The organism is Laceyella sediminis, assembly GCF_003003125.1.
Lineage (GTDB): Bacteria > Bacillota > Bacilli > Thermoactinomycetales > Thermoactinomycetaceae > Laceyella > Laceyella tengchongensis.
In genome coordinates, this window is sequence record NZ_PVTZ01000007.1 from 36,899 (window position 1) to 53,854 (window position 16,956).

At 52.1% G+C, this 16,956-nt stretch carries 17 protein-coding genes; 7 read left to right on the top strand and 10 right to left on the bottom strand.

The window, feature by feature from the left end; all coding sequences use genetic code 11:
• Window positions 1-14: 14 nt before the first annotated feature.
• The 6 genes from CLV36_RS09615 to CLV36_RS09640 are packed head-to-tail and all read right to left on the bottom strand — an operon-like array spanning window position 15 to window position 4,478.
• Complete coding sequence (locus CLV36_RS09615) at window positions 15-1,301, bottom strand: phenylacetate--CoA ligase family protein (protein WP_102991629.1); 1,287 nt, start codon at window positions 1,299-1,301, stop codon at window positions 15-17.
• A 17-nt stretch (window positions 1,302-1,318) separates the two neighbouring features.
• Window positions 1,319-1,780 (bottom strand): 1,2-phenylacetyl-CoA epoxidase subunit PaaD, encoded by a 462-nt coding sequence (paaD, locus tag CLV36_RS09620; protein WP_106342538.1) that lies wholly within the window; start codon window positions 1,778-1,780, stop codon window positions 1,319-1,321.
• 5 nt (window positions 1,781-1,785) lie between these two features.
• Complete coding sequence (gene paaC, locus CLV36_RS09625) at window positions 1,786-2,583, bottom strand: 1,2-phenylacetyl-CoA epoxidase subunit PaaC (protein ID WP_106342539.1); 798 nt, start codon at window positions 2,581-2,583, stop codon at window positions 1,786-1,788.
• Window positions 2,552-2,938: a phenylacetic acid degradation protein gene (locus CLV36_RS09630; RefSeq protein ID WP_022737868.1), complete on the bottom strand. Its 387-nt coding sequence runs from the start codon at window positions 2,936-2,938 to the stop codon at window positions 2,552-2,554. Before CLV36_RS09630 ends, paaC begins: the two co-directional genes overlap by 32 nt.
• An 11-nt stretch (window positions 2,939-2,949) precedes the next feature.
• A complete protein-coding gene (paaA, locus tag CLV36_RS09635; protein WP_106342540.1) occupies window positions 2,950-3,903 on the bottom strand; it encodes a 1,2-phenylacetyl-CoA epoxidase subunit PaaA in 954 nt (317 codons plus the stop codon).
• Window positions 3,904-3,905: 2 nt separating this feature from the next.
• Window positions 3,906-4,478, bottom strand: a complete 573-nt coding sequence (locus CLV36_RS09640; RefSeq protein ID WP_102991625.1) for a TetR/AcrR family transcriptional regulator — start codon at window positions 4,476-4,478, stop codon at window positions 3,906-3,908.
• A 556-nt stretch (window positions 4,479-5,034) separates the two neighbouring features.
• Here CLV36_RS09640 and CLV36_RS09645 point away from each other — a divergent pair.
• On the top strand, window positions 5,035-5,931 hold the full coding sequence (locus CLV36_RS09645; protein ID WP_106342541.1) for a hypothetical protein: 897 nt from the start codon (window positions 5,035-5,037) through the stop codon (window positions 5,929-5,931).
• A 96-nt stretch (window positions 5,932-6,027) separates the two neighbouring features.
• Here the strand turns inward: CLV36_RS09645 and lplA are convergent, their stop codons facing one another.
• The gene (lplA, locus tag CLV36_RS09650; RefSeq protein ID WP_106342542.1) at window positions 6,028-7,020 is read right to left on the bottom strand and encodes a lipoate--protein ligase; all 993 of its coding nucleotides are present in this window, start codon (window positions 7,018-7,020) and stop codon (window positions 6,028-6,030) included.
• 179 nt (window positions 7,021-7,199) lie between these two features.
• On the opposite strand from lplA, the gene recQ reads away from it, so the two are divergent.
• A complete protein-coding gene (gene recQ, locus CLV36_RS09655) occupies window positions 7,200-9,341 on the top strand; it encodes a DNA helicase RecQ (protein WP_245888337.1) in 2,142 nt (713 codons plus the stop codon).
• A 94-nt stretch (window positions 9,342-9,435) separates the two neighbouring features.
• On the opposite strand, the gene CLV36_RS09660 is transcribed toward recQ, so the two are convergent.
• Window positions 9,436-10,365: an MBL fold metallo-hydrolase gene (locus CLV36_RS09660; RefSeq protein WP_106342544.1), complete on the bottom strand. Its 930-nt coding sequence runs from the start codon at window positions 10,363-10,365 to the stop codon at window positions 9,436-9,438.
• A 184-nt stretch (window positions 10,366-10,549) separates the two neighbouring features.
• Between CLV36_RS09660 and CLV36_RS09665 the strand changes: the two genes are divergently transcribed.
• The 3 genes from CLV36_RS09665 (at window position 10,550) to CLV36_RS09675 (ending at window position 14,172) form a co-directional block, all read left to right on the top strand.
• A complete protein-coding gene (locus tag CLV36_RS09665) occupies window positions 10,550-11,353 on the top strand; it encodes an HAD family hydrolase (protein WP_106342545.1) in 804 nt (267 codons plus the stop codon).
• Between the two features lie 54 nt (window positions 11,354-11,407).
• Window positions 11,408-12,322 carry a ribonuclease Z gene (gene rnz, locus CLV36_RS09670; RefSeq protein WP_106342546.1) on the top strand — a complete coding sequence of 305 codons (915 nt, stop codon included), beginning with the start codon at window positions 11,408-11,410 and terminating at the stop codon, window positions 12,320-12,322.
• A 158-nt stretch (window positions 12,323-12,480) separates the two neighbouring features.
• Window positions 12,481-14,172 (top strand): serine hydrolase domain-containing protein, encoded by a 1,692-nt coding sequence (locus tag CLV36_RS09675; protein WP_106342547.1) that lies wholly within the window; start codon window positions 12,481-12,483, stop codon window positions 14,170-14,172.
• A gap of 40 nt (window positions 14,173-14,212) precedes the next feature.
• Here the strand turns inward: CLV36_RS09675 and CLV36_RS09680 are convergent, their stop codons facing one another.
• A complete protein-coding gene (locus CLV36_RS09680; protein ID WP_102991617.1) occupies window positions 14,213-15,415 on the bottom strand; it encodes an MFS transporter in 1,203 nt (400 codons plus the stop codon).
• Window positions 15,416-15,512: 97 nt separating this feature from the next.
• Between CLV36_RS09680 and CLV36_RS09685 the strand changes: the two genes are divergently transcribed.
• Together CLV36_RS09685 and CLV36_RS09690 are read left to right on the top strand one after the other, a co-directional pair.
• The gene (locus CLV36_RS09685) at window positions 15,513-16,316 is read left to right on the top strand and encodes a mechanosensitive ion channel family protein (RefSeq protein ID WP_223248023.1); all 804 of its coding nucleotides are present in this window, start codon (window positions 15,513-15,515) and stop codon (window positions 16,314-16,316) included.
• Window positions 16,317-16,418: 102 nt separating this feature from the next.
• A complete protein-coding gene (locus CLV36_RS09690; RefSeq protein WP_102991616.1) occupies window positions 16,419-16,634 on the top strand; it encodes a YhzD family protein in 216 nt (71 codons plus the stop codon).
• Between the two features lie 58 nt (window positions 16,635-16,692).
• Here the strand turns inward: CLV36_RS09690 and CLV36_RS17300 are convergent, their stop codons facing one another.
• Window positions 16,693-16,857: a hypothetical protein gene (locus CLV36_RS17300; RefSeq protein ID WP_154986540.1), complete on the bottom strand. Its 165-nt coding sequence runs from the start codon at window positions 16,855-16,857 to the stop codon at window positions 16,693-16,695.
• Window positions 16,858-16,956 lie beyond the last annotated feature (99 nt).

The following is a 16,956-nucleotide window of genomic DNA, read 5'->3' on the forward strand; positions in this document are numbered from 1 at the left end:
CGCCGTACGAACCTTTACCTCCGATCCAGAATGCGGACGGCCTTTCCTTCACTACGTGGCAATGATCCTGGCATCGTCACGCGCACACGGACAGAGACACCTAAATTTTCTTTCAGCGCCCCCTCCAACCGTTTGGTCAACGCTGAAAAATCGACGAGATTAAAAGAAGATTCCAACACTTCCACTTCAACCGTCAACCGATCCATCGATCCTTCTTTTTCTACAACAAGCTGATAATGAGGGCTTAATTCGGGCTGGGCCATCACGATGGGCTCAATCTCCATCGGAAACACATTTACTCCCCGGATGATCAACATGTCGTCGATCCGCCCTTTGACGCGGGACATCCGGCGGTGTGTCCGCCCGCAACGGCAGGGTTCGCTCGTGACACTAGCCAAATCCCCCGTCCGGTAACGGAGGACAGGAAGCGCTTCTTTGGTCAATGTGGTGAACACCAGCTCACCCACCTCGCCCTCCGGCAGAACTTCTTCGGTGTGCGGATCAATCACTTCCACCAAGAAATGGTCTTCGGCGATGTGCAAGCCCTCTTTTGCCTGCCAGCACTCAATGGCCACTCCCGGTCCGACCACTTCTGACAAGCCATAAATGTCCACCGCATGAATGCCCCACAACGCCTCCAATTCCTGCCGCATCTCTTCCGACCACGGTTCGGCACCGAAAATCCCCACTTTGACTGAGCTGTTGCGGGGATGTTTGCCCGCTTGTATCATCGCTTCGCCCAGGCTCAAAATAAATGAGGGCGTTCCCGCGATCACGCGGGGGCTAAAATCTTCAATCAACGTCCACTGTCGCATGCGCCCGCCGCCAGAAACCGGCACCGTGACCATGCCTAACCGTTCGGCGCCGGCATGCATCCCTAATCCTCCCGTAAACAAGCCATACCCATAAGCATTGTGAAATACATCTCCTGGCTGGCCTCCAGCCGTCACCAGCGCCCGCGCACACACTTCACTCCACAAGCGCAAATCGCGTTCAGTATAACCGACTACCGTCGGCTTCCCTTTCGTTCCCGATGAAGCGTGAAGGCGGCGCACGTCGGCGAGCGGCGTGGCGAACAATCCAAACGGATATTGGTCACGCAAATCCGATTTGCGGGTAAACGGCAACCGCGTGAGCTCGGCCAAACCGCGAAATGACTCGGGGTCAATGCCGGCTTGTTGCAGCTTCGACCGATAAAATGGCACATGTGCATACACGCGACGCACCGTTTCCAACAAGCGCCGTTCCTGCAACTGAGCCAACTCTCGCCTCTCCATCGCCTCCACTGCGGGTTGGTACATGGCGCCAACTCCTTTGATCACACTTTTTTCATGCCTTCAAACGGTTGCCGACAACGCGTGCAATAATAGATTGCGCGGCAGGCCGTCGGACCGAACAAATTCTCCACCTGCCCCTTTTCCTCCCCACAATATGGGCAAGATGGCAGCTCATCCAGCTGCGAACCAGGTGGTGCGATCCCAAACTCCTTCAGCTTCCGCGCGCCCTCCGCAGTGATGCGTTCACTCGTCCATGGGGGGTCGAAGACAAAGTCAACTTCTACTTCAACGGAAGCGTCCGGCTCAGACAATTGGCGAACCACTTGCTTGCGGATCAAGTCCAGCGCTGGGCATCCCACAAAGGTTGGCATCATCTCGACATGCACCCGCCCCGGCATCACCTTCACCCGCTTGACCATCCCCATCTCTACCACACTCACTGTGGGAATCTCCGGGTCTTTCACTTCTTGCAACCGCTTCCAACATTCCGCTTCCGTCACCATTTCCTTCACCACCTCGCTACAGGGTCAAGGCGGTACACTTCCGTCATCGTCTTCAGCAACTGGGCCAATGCGGGGTCATGCTGCCCCAGCCGGCCATCGCGCCCGCTAAGTGGAATCTCCCCCGGCCAGAGAAGGCCCGCTTGGCCAAAAACGACTTTCACCTGTTCTTCCCAGCGCTTCTGGCATTCGGCGGAGCCAAATGCGATGATCCCAAACCGCAACAGCGTTTCCTCATCCGCATCCCCAAAGGAAAAGAGGTCATCCAATTGCGGCCATAGGCGCACTGCCGCTTCCTCTAGGTATTGTCTCGCTTCACCGCCCGCTTTGCCCATGCGGACCACCCATGTCTTCATATGCAACAAATGATACGCCTCTTCCCGCTGGATCTTCGCCACCCCGTGCCTGAGCGGCAGGTAACTGGATTGGCGCATCGCTTCCAGTCGGATCCCATCAAAAATGTCGTAGAGGGTGTGGCGGAGAATGGAGTATGCCCAATCGCCATTTTCCTGTTCCACCAGCTTGGCGTTGCGCCGTTCGTGGCTCTTTCGGGCAAAGGCCAGCCTATCGGGATCAGGTTCACCCAATTCATGCAAGAGCTCAAAGTAGAAGGCGGCATGTCCCACTTCATCTTGCGCAATCGAACTAAATGCGACATCTCCTTCAATGTCAGGGCACAGTCCCAGCCACTCCGAGTCCCGATGGCCCAATGTCAATTCATCGTCGGCCAACTGAGTGATCCACCGGACCAATGCCTGGTGATAAGTTGGATGCTCACGAGCCTGATGGGCGTCTTTGATGTCCATTCCTTCTCCCTCCTTCGCTCCGCCGCTCCACATAAGCCACGATTTCCTCCAATGTTAGCGCTTTCTCTTTAAACATGCGCCACAGCCGTCCGTTTTCGGTGTACCCGGACACTTCACGATAACTCCGATCCAATTCGCGTCCCAACCACTCTCCATGTTCAGAAACAGCGGTGATCTGGTCCCGGGGAACCACCCACAGGCTGACCACTTTCTCCCGCCGCAAGAAGTTTTCCCGCGCCATCTGCGCTGCCACATCGGCGGAAGGGGCCAGCAAGTTGCCCACATGGACATGATGATCTAGATGCGTCCGCTGCACAAATACCTCGAAGACGCCATATTCCATTTTTTCAGTCATTTGATCCCACCTCACACCGCATGCATCAAAGCCCGGGAGCGAATCATCGCTTCACGCACCCAGAGTTGACCTTCGTGGGCGCGACGGCGCAACGCCATCCGCTCCTGCGATTTGGGACCCATACAGTCGCGCACAATCCGGCCAAATTTCTCCCAATCGGGCTCCGAATAGCGCCAGCACTTCTCTGTCTCGTCATAACGCAACTGCGGATCGGGCACCGTCAAGCCCAGCGACCAGATGCGCGGGACATACTTGTCCAAAAACTTTTGCCGCAACTCCTCATTCGTCTTAATGCGTATGCGGTAATGAAGCATACGCTCAGCCGCCGGGGTGACCTCTTTGGGGCCGAAAAAGAACAGCAACGATTCCCACCAGTAATTAACGGCCTCTTGCAACATCTCCCGTTGCGCTTCTGTTCCCATGGCCAGCGCCAAAATGATGTTCTCTCCATGTTGCATGTGAAAGCTCTCTTCGGCACAGATCCGCTTCAACACCCGGGCGTAAGGAGCGTAGGAGGTTTCTAGGAGCGCTGCTTGGTTAATGATGGCTGCCCCGTCGACCAACCAACCGATCACACCCGCATCTGCCCAAGTACGAGCTTCCATGTGAAAGACATTGTGAAATTTCACCCGTTGCCTGTAAATGTCGGAAATAAGCTCTTCACGCGTTTTGCCCCACGGGGCGCACAAATCCTCGGCGACGCGCAACAGCAACTGCCCATGGCCCATCTCATCTTGCACCTTGGCCATGATCGCCAGTTTGCGCCGCAAGCTGGGAGCCTTGGGAACCCACTCTTTCTCCGGATATGCACCCATGATCTCACTTACTGCATGCATGTGGATCAATTTGACTAGAAGTTTGCGGTATTCATCCGGCATCCATTCAGTCGCCTCGATCTTCTCTCCGCGTTCGATTCGCTCCATGAACGAACAGTAATCTTGTTCTTGCAAGCCTCTCCCTCCCATCCCTATCTCACAAATCCGTGCAGCATCAACGCTACAAACCGATCTGCGATTTCTTCGGCACTCAACCCGCCATCTGGGCGGTACCATTGGTAAATCCAGTTGCCCACCGATAAAATCAACAGACGGGCGAATTTCTCATCTTGCAATTGGAAGATCCCTTCTTGCACACCCTCCGCCAAAATGGCCGACCACATGCCTTCATATTGGTCCCGCTTTTCCTGAATCTGCTCAAACCGCTCACCCGTCAATGCCTTCCATTCATGGAAAAACACCGTGGCCGCTTCAAGATTGGCTTCCACCACTTGGATGTGCGCGCGAACGGCTTGCTTCAGCTTCTGCTTGGCCGTGACCCGGCTCTCCACGATCGGGGCCAACGATTGCAAGAAAGCATCCGCCCCCCGATTGGTGATCTCAAACAACAAATCTTCCTTGGTATTGATATGAGCATACAAGCTGCCCGCCAAAATTCCACAAGCTTCGGAAATATCACGAATCGTGGTGCCATGGTATCCTTTTTGGCTGAACAAGCGACAAGCGATGGCTAGGATTTCTTCTCTTCTCCCTTTTTTTGGCATAGCTAAATCCTTTCTTTAAAACAAGCGCTTGTTTGTTTTTATCGTAATAGAATATTCAGAGTTTTGTCAAGGTTTTATGAGAATTTGATCATAACTTCCCTACAAAACGGGTATTAATCTATTACAGCATTAACATACGCCAGCCGATCCCTTCCATCCACCGCAGGCTTAACCGATACCATCGGCCTAGACAAGTTGTGACTTACATGCGTTTTAATGAATGATTTTCCCATCTATTCTAACCAACTCTCTAGGCCGAATTTCAATCAAAAAGGGTGCACCCCACAACGGAATGACGTGAAAAACTACTCTTATTAATGTATAAAAATATTCGCATAAATTGGGTTATTTATGGTAATATGAATATACAACCCCATTTTTTTCAACGATTTAACCCATCTTTTGGATGGAGAGATATGGATGGTGGGGTGCAACGAGTAACCCCTTTGCACCTGGGCTCACCGCCCTCCCAAGATCGGTTTTTCACCTATCGACACGGATGCAAACAAGATTGGCAGGCTTCCAACTTGACCAAATACAGAAAGGAGTGGCTTTCATGCATAGCCACAGGCCATTTGACACACCACTCCCTTCCAAAAATTGGCTTAATGAGTTAAAGCGAAATCCTTTAAGTTATCAGGTCTTAAATAGTAAGACGTTTATTAATAAAAAAATTAAACTTGCCGATTGGACATGCTTTCTTCATCACGACCATTATCTCAGCAAACATGAACTGATGCGCGTGGTGAAACAGCAACGCCGCCACACGCCGCGCACACGCATTTCCACCGCATCCATGGAATTGATCGTTCACATGGACAGCCACGCGTATGAACGTTGGACAGAGCGGATCAGTCCTTGCCCAAGTCTCTCCCTGCTGCGAATCAGATTACAACAGCTCCTGCATTTGGGCCGCATTACCTTGTCACCAAAAGGCTGGGGCTTCATCGACCAAGACATTTTGTTTGGTTATAAAATCATCGATCATAAATTGATCATCCAAACATTCCTCGGCCGCGTTTCCCTTGTTCCCGCCCTCAACAACTACAAAGCGGTTCGCCGCTTCATCTCAACCCAACACGACCGGCTCGATTTGACGATCGCGCCCCATGTCTTACAACAACAACATCCGCCATTGATCCCCAAAGAACGCGTACAATTCAGCGGCAACCGCAATCGCTATGTGCTGGAAGAATATGCGTTCACCTTGCCCAATGGGCGCTTGAGCACCCTCTTTCTACTGGAAACGATCAAAGATTACAATTCCAGCTTCCAACTCATCGACCCCACCAACCCCCATGGCCCCAAACTATTCCGCAGCGTATTATATTTCCTCCTTGAACAAGGCTATCAGGAATTCGTTTTAGAACATGTGCTCTTTCATAAGCAGGAAGCATTTTTGACGGCGTTCAACAAACGATTAGCAGAAGGGGAATTGAAACACATTGTATAAATAAAAGCGATGTCCCGCTGACGACATCGCTTTTTCCAGTGTCAATAGCAACTATCTTCTTTCCGGGTGTGGTGCCAAGGACGGCGTGTTTGGTCATCAATACACCAAGTCGATGAATTCCTCTTTGGTGATGTCACCAAAATAATGCTTCACATCCACATCTGCCAACGCTTTCTCGATGGCATCCCGGTCATACCGAACCCCTGCCAAGCGCTGTTCAATATCGGCCACATCACCCACACCAAAGAAGTCCCCATAGATTTTGCACTGGCGGATGACGCCTTTTTCCCCGACATCGAGGCGGATGTCAATCGATCCGATCGGGAACCGCTTGCTGTGTTGGACGTTGAATTCTGGCGACTCGCCGAAATTCCAATCCCAATTCCGGTAACGCTGGTCGGCTATTTTTTCAATCTCGGCCCAATCTGCGGCGGTTAGTTCAACCTGCGGGACCGGTTGCTTTCCAGCGAAGATGTGCGTCAATAGCACCTGCCGAAAGTCCTGGATGGACATCGGTTCCGCCAAGTAATCCACCAGATTAGCAACCCGGCTCCGCACCGATTTGATCCCTTTGGATTCGATTTTTTCCTTCTTCACTTGCAGTGCTTTAACCACTTCTTCGATATTGACGTTAAACATCAGCGTGCCATGGCTGAACATACGTCCCCTCGTTGAAAATTGGGCGTTGCCGGACACTTTCTTCCCATCGACCAAAATATCATTCCGCCCGCTCAATTCGGCTTTGATGTTCAAACTCTCCAGTGCGGAGATGACCGGCTCTGTAAACTTGCGGAAATTGGCGAAGCTCTTGCCATCGTCTTTGGTGATGAAGCTGAAGTTGAGATTGCCCAGATCATGGTACACCGCCCCGCCTCCGGACAGCCGGCGCACCACGTGAATGCCTTTCTCCCGTACATAATCGACATTGATTTCTTCCACTGTGTTTTGATGTTTGCCGATAATGATGGAAGGTTCATTGATATAAAACAGGAGATACGTCTCCTCAATATCTAAATGCTTGAGTGCATACTCTTCTATCGCCAAGTTGATCCGCGGATCGGTGATGTTCCGATTGTCGATGAATAACATATTTCGTTCCTCCACTCTTGTTGCGTTCATTGTATAGGATAACCCTGGACGCCCTCCGCTTACAAGGGAGCCGGGATGATAGCGTGCTTCCTAGGGAATTCCTTCATGCCAACACCAGAAAAATCATGTAAAATGATTGCATATCATGTCGAGCTATGCTTTGTAAGTGGGTGAATCGAGTGTCAATCGAACAAGCGGAACTACTCCTGCAAAAATTTTATGGTTATGCTACATTCCGTCCGGGACAACGCAAAATCATCCAGAGCATCTTGGCTGGGCATAACACGATGGGCATCATGCCGACTGGCGGCGGCAAATCCATCTGCTACCAAATTCCGGCGCTGATGTTTCCTGGGATTACCATCGTAATTTCCCCTTTGATTTCCTTGATGAAGGATCAAGTGGACGGCTTAAAGCAACTAGGCATTTCCGCCACATACATCAACAGCACGCTACAACCCCATGAGATCGACCAGCGCATTGAAGCGCTCCGATCCGGCGAAGTCAAATTGCTCTACATCGCTCCTGAGCGCTTAGAATCAGAGCGCTTCCAAACCATTTTCGAGACATTGCCGATCTATTTGGTTACCATCGACGAAGCGCACTGTATCTCGACGTGGGGACATGACTTTCGCCCTAGCTATCGCTCCATGGCTGAACGCTTGCTGACATTGCCGCGCAGGCCGTTGATCGCCGCCTTAACCGCGACGGCCACGGTAGATGTGCGCGACGATATCGCCAATTTGTTGCAAATCTCGCCAAAGCATATTTTCTCGACTAAGCTGGAACGGGACAATCTTTCGTTTTATGTCCACCGCGACGGGCAAAAACGTGAATTCATCACGCAATATTTACGCGATCACCCAGGGCAGACTGGCATCCTATATTGCTCCACCCGCAAAGAAGTAGATCAGTTGCATCGCTATTTGAAAGAGGAAGGCTTTCCTGTCGCCAAATATCATGCAGGCATGAGCGATCTGGAGCGCAATCGGGCCCAAGAAGCGTTTTCCTATGACCGGATTCAAACCATCATCGCTACCAACGCGTTTGGCATGGGGATCGACAAATCCAATGTCCGCTTCGTGATCCATTATAATCTGCCCCGCAACCTGGAATGTTACTATCAGGAAGCGGGACGGGCTGGCAGGGATGGCGACCGGAGCGAGTGCATCCTGCTGTTCTCGCCGACGGACATCCAAACGCAAAAATACCTGATCGACCATTCCGAGATGACTCCAGAGCGCAAAACGCTGGAACTTAGCAAATTACGGTGTATGGTGGATTATTGCTTTACCGATGAGTGTTACCAGCAAGCATTTATCCGGTATTTTGGCAGTGATCATCCCTACACTTGCGGCACCTGTGGCAATTGCCGCAAAAAGCTGGGCGAAGCGGAAGACCGCACCATTGATGCGCAAAAAATCTTCTCCTGCATCAAACGCATGAATGAACACTTCGGCTTCACCGTGGTGTCCAAGGTGTTACGCGGGTCCAAAAACAAGCGCATTCTCAGCTGGGGGTTGGATCGCCTCTCCACCTACGGCATCATGAAAGACCAAACCGAAAAAGAAATCATCCAGCTTTGCCACCAGCTGGTGAGCAACCATTACCTCACCCTGGATCTGTCGCATCCCAGCGTGCCCGTTGCCAAGCTGACACCACTGGCGATCGACGTCTTAAAAGGTTCCCGGCGCGTATTGCTCCACCGTGAAGAAACACGCACACCGACGGTTGAGCCCAGCCGAGGTTCCCTGCTGTTCGAAGAACTGAAAGCACTCAGGAAATCGATTTCCGAGCGGGAACAATTGCCGCCATACATCATTTTCCAAGACAGCACGCTCAAAGAGATGTGCCGCCGCTTGCCGATCACCGAACAGGAGATGCGAGCCATCCCCGGTGTGGGCGAGCTGAAATACGCCAAACACGGCCATGCTTTTCTGGCCTTGATTCAAAAATACGTGGACAAGCATGGGCGCAGACGAACAGCTTCTGCTCCCGAACAGTCAGAAAAAGAACAGAGCCACCTGCTCACCTACCGTTTATTCCAAGAAGGGAAAACGATCGATGAGATCGCCAAACTGCGGCAATTGACGCGGGGAACGATTGAAGACCATCTCATCCGCGCCGGCCTAGACGGCCATCCGCTGGATTGGGACGCCTTCATCCCTGCCCGCTGGGAAGCACTGATCATGCGCAAAATCGACGAGTTAGGTGCACACAAACTCCGTCCGCTCAAAGACGCGTTGCCAGACGAGGTAGACTACATGGCTATCAAAGCAGCCATCTTAAAAAAAGAGCTGGCCGAACTGCAAACGCAGTGATCCGTCCCATTGCACCCAACACGAAGGCGTGTTCCAGGGAAACGGTATTTCCACCGCTTCCACGGAACACGCCTTAAATACACCAAAGCAAGCGTTATGACATGCTGACTTTATCCTTGACCAGCACATAAACCTCCCCATGTTTCGTGATGACGATCCGATTCCGTTGCTCTCCGCTGGCAGCGAGCAACCTCTCCAATGGCTCGTGCAAAGGCTCCTGCGACAACTTGATCGTATCCCAATGAATCGGCACCAACACATTGGCTCCCGTATCGAGAAACATCTGCCACGCCTGTTCGGGGGTGCAATGTGCCCATTGGTATTTGTCCGGACTGTATGCACCGATAGGCATGAAACACAGATCGATCTCCCCCCGTTCGCGTAGACGGTAAAAATCCGGGGTGTAGGCGGTGTCTCCCGGAAAGAAGATCCGCGTGTCCCGCTTTTCAATTAAATACCCGGTATACCCATAATCCACATTCCATGGATAACGATTTCCCCAATGCTTCACCGGCACCGCTTTAATGGTCAGGCTGCATTCGCTGAGCTTAACTTCCTCTTCCCCACTCAATTCCACAATTCGCCGGCATGGCAAACCTTTTAACAGCTTGGACGTGTTTTTGGGCACGACCATCAGCACATCAGGGTGTGCCAGCTGCTTTAACGTGGGGATATCAAAATGGTCAAAATGGGCGTGGGATAACAGGATCACATCTACTCGTCCCAAGTCATCGTAAGTGACCGCTGGTTCAACATGACGGCGAGGACCGATCTGCCAATCGCCGATCCCCAGCTGCTGCCCAACACGTCTTCCTAGCACCGGATCTGTGATCACTTTCACCCCGTATATATTCATCAGTACGGTCGAGTGCCCAATCCAACCAACCGTCACTTCTTCCGCAGACCACTCGGCCGGCTTGAGCGACCGGTCTGGCTTCACCAACCGCGTCTGCCGCTTGGCCCGGCGAACCGACAGCACCGCAACCAATGCCGCTATGAGCATAAACCACAGAAAAAGGCTCATGTTCCCATCCCCTGCTTTTTATATTTTTTTTTACCATAACCCATTTCGATTAACCCATTATGCATATAAAATGAAACATTCATATAAATAAGGCAAGTCTCTTGGATGATGTGTTTATCCACTTATTTATGTTAACCTAAACAGAGATGCATCTATTATCACAACAGAAAGAGTGTCATCCATTATGATCCGTTTATTTGTGAGTGACTTAGACAACACCTTATTCAATGACAAAAAAACTGTGAATCCGGAGGACAAAGAAGCCTTAATGGCACTTGTCGACGCTGGGGTGCAAGTCTGCCTCGCCTCTGGGCGCATGGATAAAGAATTGGTTAGCGTGATGAACGAACTGCAAGGAGAGTTCCACCGCATCAGCCAAAATGGCGCGTTCATCTATGACACGAATAATCAACGCCTGTATTCCGCCCACTTCGACGGGGACACGGCCCGCGAGTTGTTCCGCATCGCCGAACCATATCAGCTTGTTGGCTTCATTAGCCAGGAAGATGGCATGTTTGTACCGCGCAAAAGTGAGTTGGTTCAACAGATCGAAACACAGATGCGCATGCCGATCGAAGAACGGTCCGATGTGCTCGACTGCCTAGGTACCTCCATTTTCGCCAGCAAGCTATGCTACATCGGCGACATGGACGAAATCAAAAAGTTGGAAGCCACAGTGAAAGAACATTTCGCCGACAGGGTTGACTCCTTCATTTCCGACCGGCATTGCATCGATTTCATGCCTCCTGGCGTCTCCAAAGGGGTTGGTCTCAAACGGCTGATCGATCACTTAGGCATTAAAGAAGAAGAAGTGGCCTGCATCGGTGATTCCTACAATGACATCTCCATGCTCCGACTGACGAAGCACAGCTTTGCGATGGCGGTCGCCGATGCCGCAGTGAAACAGGAAGCAACCCATACCGTAGCCTCTGTAGCGGAAGCAGCCCGCTGGGTATTGGCGTACAACAACCAAATCTCAGCGAAATGACCCCCTTCTTGCCTCATCGGTCTAAACATTCCTGTTGAAAGGAGGGATTGTACGATGGAACTTCTGTTTTTGGGCACTGGCGCTGGCATCCCATCCAAACAGCGAAATGTTTCATCCCTCGCTCTCATCATGCCGGAGTACAAAGGAGACACCTGGCTGTTTGATTGCGGTGAAGCCACCCAGCATCAAATACTTGAACATCCCGTCCGCTTAGGAAAAGTAAGCCGGATTTTTATCACCCACCTCCATGGGGATCATATCTATGGGCTTCCCGGCGTATTGGGAAGCCGGAGCTTTCAAGGAGCCGAAATGCCATTGACTGTTTATGGCCCCAAAGGTTTGCGTTCCTTTATTGAAGTGGCGATGCAAACAAGTTGCACCTACTTGCGTTATCCCCTCACCATTCATGAAGTGGAAGCAGGGGACACATTTAAGGAAGGCCCCTTTATGGTGACGGTGGGAAAATTGGACCACGGCATTCCCTGCTTCGGCTACCGATTGCAAGAAGATGAGCAACCCGGTGCTTTGGATATTGAGAAACTGAAAGCAGAAAGCATCCCGCCTGGCCCCCACTATCAAGAGATTAAACAGGGTAAAACGGTGACTCTCCCCGACGGGCGCGTCATCAATGGACAAGATTACATCCACCCCCCCAAACCGGGGCGCATCTTGGCCATCCTCGGAGACACCCGGCCAACTCCTTCCGCGGAAGCCTTGGCGCAACACGCTGATGTGTTGGTTCATGAGTCCACCTACGGGGCCGGTCAGGAAGAATTGGCCACCGCCCACCATCACTCCACATGTGTCCAAGCGGCCACTGTGGCCAAAAATGCCAACGCCAAAGCGCTGATACTAACCCACATCAGTTCACGATTCATGGAAGAGGATCATGCGCAATTGTTGAAAGAAGCGCAAACAGTCTTCACTGCCGTACAGATCGCGCATGACGGGTTCCGGTATCAATTATGAGCGTTTCGTTGCCAGGCCATTCATTATATACCCGGCGAAGACAGGCGCCTATCGATGAGGCGCCTGTTTTTTTACAGGAGCGGCTTTTGTCTTAACCGCAAACGTTTTGGTAAAATATATCAATAAGGCATCCATCACACAAAGGAGGAGAATGCCCCATGCGCCGCCATCCCTTCGGGGTATCTTTGTTTAGCCTGCTTCTGGCCTGCTTGATGCCGGTTCCCGTTCTCGCCGCTTACGCTCCTTTATCAGAGAAAGAAAGCAAGCCACTCCCGTCCGCCAAGCGAGTGAATGACGCCCTCCCGGCGAGCTGGGATTTCCCCCTTCCCACTAGCCCGATCTTACGTGCGGGCCCGCCATCAGCAGCAGGAGTGCGAAACGAACCGCTACGAGCGTTGGACACCGCCCTGAACCGGGCCATCGAACAAAACCATATGCCCGGTGCGGTGATGTTGATCGCCCGCCGCGGTGTCATCGTCAAGCACCAAGCGTACGGCTATGCCGCCAAGTACCGTGATTCCTCACGAACCCCTCTCGCCCAACCCGTTCCCATGACCAAACATACCCTGTTTGACGTGGCTTCCATCAGTAAAATCTTCACCGCCATCGCCGTGATGAAACTCTATGAACAAGGCAAGTTCGCACTCGATGATCCCGTAAGCCGCTACATTCCCGAATTCGCGGCAAACGGCAAAGCGACCGTCACCATCAAGCAATTACTGACGCACACATCTGGATTCCGCCCCGGCCTTCCCTTATATCAGATGGGCCGCAACCGGGATGACCGCCTGCAAGAAGTGTTCCGTTGCCCGCTCGACCATGCTCCCGGAAGCACCTATGTATACAGCGACCTCAACATGATCACGTTGGGCGCTCTGGTAGAACGCCTCACTGGCAAGCGACTGGATCAATATGTGAAAGAAACGATCACAGGGCCCTTGGGAATGGTTGATACAATGTACAATCCACCCGCATCTCTCAAGCACCGCATCGCCGCTACCGAATACCAGTCCAATCCCGACCGCGGGCTGGTTTGGGGTCAAGTACATGACGAAAACGCCGCTTCCTTGGATGGCGTGGCGGGCCATGCCGGTGTATTCTCTACAGCCACCGACTTGGCCAAGTTGGCCCATCTCTTCCTATTACGCGGCCGATACGGCACCACCCGCATCTTGGATGAACAGACCGTGGCCTTAATGGAACACAACTTCAACACCGACTTTCCCGGTGATGACCACGGCCTTGGTTGGGAGCTGAATCAAGGATGGTACATGGACGCCCTCGCTAGTCCCCATACCGTTGGCCATACTGGTTTTACTGGTACTTCCCTCGTCGTCAACCGGGAGCAAGCCACCATCGCCATTCTGTTGACCAATCGGGTACATCCCACCCGACAAACGCCTTCACTTAACCCGGTTCGGAGGGAAGCGGCTCGGTTGGCCGCTGACGCCATTCCAGTCGCCATGCGGAGGCCGGCTTGGTTCGCAGGCTACGGCGATGGGTTGAACCGCACGCTGACAGCCCATCTGCCAGCCTCGGCCGCCAAAAAAACATTATCCTTCGCCACTTGGCATCATCTCGAAACCAATGCCGATTTTGGCATTGTCGAAACATCTGCGGACGGTAAGACTTGGCAACCCTTGCATTCGGTCACTGGAAGGAGTGCAGGCTGGAAGCGGGTCAGCTTGCCCCTGCCTACCAACGCCCGCTACCTCCGCTTCCGCTATCAGACGGATGTCTCGATCAACGGGCGGGGGTGGTATGTCGACCAACCCACTGTCAAGCTAGAAAACGGCGAGATACGCCCTTTGCAAATGACAGGAATGGAATGGCAACGAAGAGAACATTAAACAAAGCCCCTTCTGCGACCGCAAGAAGGGGCCACTCCAGTTAGCCAATCTGCTTTTCCTGTACAGGTAGGGAGGAGGATTCGGAGGCCTCCGCGTGCCGGTATACGAGTGCCAATAGCACAAAGGCGGCCAGAGAAGCGGAAATCAGGTAAAACAGGGCATGTCCTCCCCACCCTTTGATGAGCAGTCCACCCGTATAGGGCCCTAGCATGCTCCCTAAGCTGAAATGAACGGAGGCGATCATATTCGCTGTAGGGAGGTAACGGGAAGGCAACAGATCTGTCACATAAGCCAGCCCCAAGGAAAAAATGGAACCGATCAATCCACCGATGAGGGAGAAAGCAACAAACAAAGCCCAGGCGTTGGGCATCAGATGAGGGATGAGGAACATGCCTACGGCCCCCAAGGCACACACGGCCATGAGCAACCGTTTGCGGCCGATTTTATCGCCCAAGATGCCAAGCGGAATCTGGAAGACCAAACTTCCCCACACAAAGGCGGAAATCAACACGGAAATCCATCCTTTGGAAATGCCCTCGCGCAGTCCGATCACTGGGAAGTTGCCCGCCAGCGACGCTTCCAAAAAACCGTACAACATTGCTGGACACAAAGCGACCAAGCCGATCCGGTACACCACGGCGACATGATGTTTGGCCGCCTTCTCTTCCCTTTTTTCGCTGGTGACCTTCTCTTGGTCTTCTTTCAATTGCATCGCCAAGCCAATCGTAACGACCAAAAGCGCAAACATCGTCCACACAGGGACATTTTCGCCTAGCGACAGCAAATTCAGACCCAACGGGCCGATCCCAAACCCCAACCCGTAGAAGAACCCGTATTGGGAAATACGCTTTCCTCGTTCATTCGGCAGTGCGGTTGAGGTAATCCACAATTGGGTAGCATAATGTAGAAAACTGTCTCCAATCCCCACCGTGAACCGCAAAGCGCTCCACACCCAGATATTGGTGAATAAGGGGATCAATCCAACCGCCACGGTGGTGATGCTAAGGCCCAACAAGATCATCTTTTTGTAGCCGTAACGCCCAACCATCCACGCGCACAGCGGTGAGGCAATCATGATGCCCACGTACAGCGCGGCTGCGCTCAGTCCGTTAACATCCGCGCTGACGCCCCGCTCCTCCAAGAACGTCGTCAGCAAAGGAATCAGCAAGCCTTGTGTCGACCCGGTAATACATACGACAAAAACCAATATGTAAAACCGTTTCATTGACCATGTTTGACTCATATCAACATCAGCCACCTTTTCATCATCTCCGCAAAGGATTATAGTGCTTGACAGGAAAATTAGCAATACGAAATAAAATTAGACAGGAGGAACCCCATTGTTTACAACTTTTTCAGCCAATGGCCTATTCAGCGGCGTCTTTGGTTCAATCATCAAAGCGATGATCATCCTGGTCTTGGCCGGCATCGCCTACGCCGTCCTTAAACAAGTGATCATTCGCGCAACCGTGTCTAGCAAACGCTTGAACAAAGGCACCCAGCAACGCATTCAAACTATCCAAAGCCTCTTGGTAAACATCGCTTCCTATGTGATTTTCTTCATCGCTTTGGTTTCCATCTTGCCTGAATTCGGCATCAATATATCCGCTCTGCTCGCCAGTGCTGGCGTTTTGGGACTGGCCATCGGGTTCGGAGCCAAAGACTTGGTCAGCGACATCGTCACCGGTTTCTTCATGTTGATGGAAGACCAAGTGCATGTGGGGGAAGAAATTACGGTAAACGGTTTTAGCGGCACCGTGGAGCATGTGGGCCTGCGGACGCTCAAACTTCGTTCAGCCAACGGTGACCTCCATTTCCTGCTCAACCGCGACATCAAATCGCTCACCAACCACTCCCGTGGCGTGATGCAAGCCACCGTCGATCTCCCCTTGCCCGCTGACATCGATGTGGAAAAAATGATCGCATACTTAGAAGAGACGTGCCGCAAAATGAAACACCACATCCCGGCAATTGTTGAGGGGCCCACCGTGTTAGGAGTGGAAAATATCAACACAACCGAAACCGTGATTCGCGTCTACGCCCGCACGGAAAACGGAGAACAGGCGCGCGTGGAGCGGGAAATGCGCAAAGAACTGAAGATGGCGCTGGACCAAAGTGAATTCGCTAAAGTCAGCGCAACCTAGGCCGCACGCAAAAGGCATGTATCGGCAAACGTCTCCTCTTTTCTGCGGATATTGGCTATAATAAGACTATTACCAATTGTGTTGCGGAAAGGAGAGGGGTTTATGTATCATATGACCGTGTATAGTGAAAACGGGGAAGTATTGATTGACCAAGCCGTGGAAGCCGCGACAGATGCCGCTGCCAAACAGGAAGCACACCGACTCTTGCAAGAAAAAGGTTACGAGACAAAACCACATCGCGTCTTCCATCGCACAGGTCGCCTAGTCATGTTTAAGCCGCACCAATTCGACACCAAAACAAGCAAAGCCACAATCTGATCCAATCCGTCCAAAATCCCCGCTCTTGCCGGGGATTTTGACTTTGGTTGGAGCTAAACTAGGGCGTGTCTGATGAATAGGCCAGCGGCTCCAAAACCATTTTCTCATTCGCTTCACTTGCGCATCGGCGCTCCTCGAAAAAAGGTTTTTCCGCCGCTTCTTCCCCACCCACTTGATTTGCCAGACACACCCTAGATTGCCGCTTTGACAAACCCGTTTCCATTCTCACTCCATAGGTCACAAAAACGTAAACAATTAGCAGAACATTCGGATTGTATATATTTACCATATTCCCTATAATATTCATATCGTTAATTCATTC

Bases quoted from the DNA above. Each gene is read 5' to 3' on its own strand.
- CLV36_RS09660 (WP_106342544.1), bottom strand. From the start codon at position 10,365: ATGAGCCTTTTTCTGTGGTTTATGCTCATAGCGGCATTGGTTGCGGTG.
- CLV36_RS09645 (WP_106342541.1), top strand. From the start codon at position 5,035: ATGCATAGCCACAGGCCATTTGACACACCACTCCCTTCCAAAAATTGG.
- CLV36_RS09680 (WP_102991617.1), bottom strand. From the start codon at position 15,415: ATGAGTCAAACATGGTCAATGAAACGGTTTTACATATTGGTTTTTGTC.
- CLV36_RS09615 (WP_102991629.1), bottom strand. From the start codon at position 1,301: ATGTACCAACCCGCAGTGGAGGCGATGGAGAGGCGAGAGTTGGCTCAG.
- CLV36_RS09665 (WP_106342545.1), top strand. From the start codon at position 10,550: ATGATCCGTTTATTTGTGAGTGACTTAGACAACACCTTATTCAATGAC.
- CLV36_RS09640 (WP_102991625.1), bottom strand. From the start codon at position 4,478: ATGCCAAAAAAAGGGAGAAGAGAAGAAATCCTAGCCATCGCTTGTCGC.
- CLV36_RS09675 (WP_106342547.1), top strand. From the start codon at position 12,481: ATGCGCCGCCATCCCTTCGGGGTATCTTTGTTTAGCCTGCTTCTGGCC.
- CLV36_RS09630 (WP_022737868.1), bottom strand. From the start codon at position 2,938: ATGACTGAAAAAATGGAATATGGCGTCTTCGAGGTATTTGTGCAGCGG.
- paaA (WP_106342540.1), bottom strand. From the start codon at position 3,903: ATGGGAGGGAGAGGCTTGCAAGAACAAGATTACTGTTCGTTCATGGAG.
- CLV36_RS17300 (WP_154986540.1), bottom strand. From the start codon at position 16,857: ATGGAAACGGGTTTGTCAAAGCGGCAATCTAGGGTGTGTCTGGCAAAT.
- rnz (WP_106342546.1), top strand. From the start codon at position 11,408: ATGGAACTTCTGTTTTTGGGCACTGGCGCTGGCATCCCATCCAAACAG.
- paaC (WP_106342539.1), bottom strand. From the start codon at position 2,583: ATGGACATCAAAGACGCCCATCAGGCTCGTGAGCATCCAACTTATCAC.
- paaD (WP_106342538.1), bottom strand. From the start codon at position 1,780: ATGGTGACGGAAGCGGAATGTTGGAAGCGGTTGCAAGAAGTGAAAGAC.
- lplA (WP_106342542.1), bottom strand. From the start codon at position 7,020: ATGTTATTCATCGACAATCGGAACATCACCGATCCGCGGATCAACTTG.
- CLV36_RS09690 (WP_102991616.1), top strand. From the start codon at position 16,419: ATGTATCATATGACCGTGTATAGTGAAAACGGGGAAGTATTGATTGAC.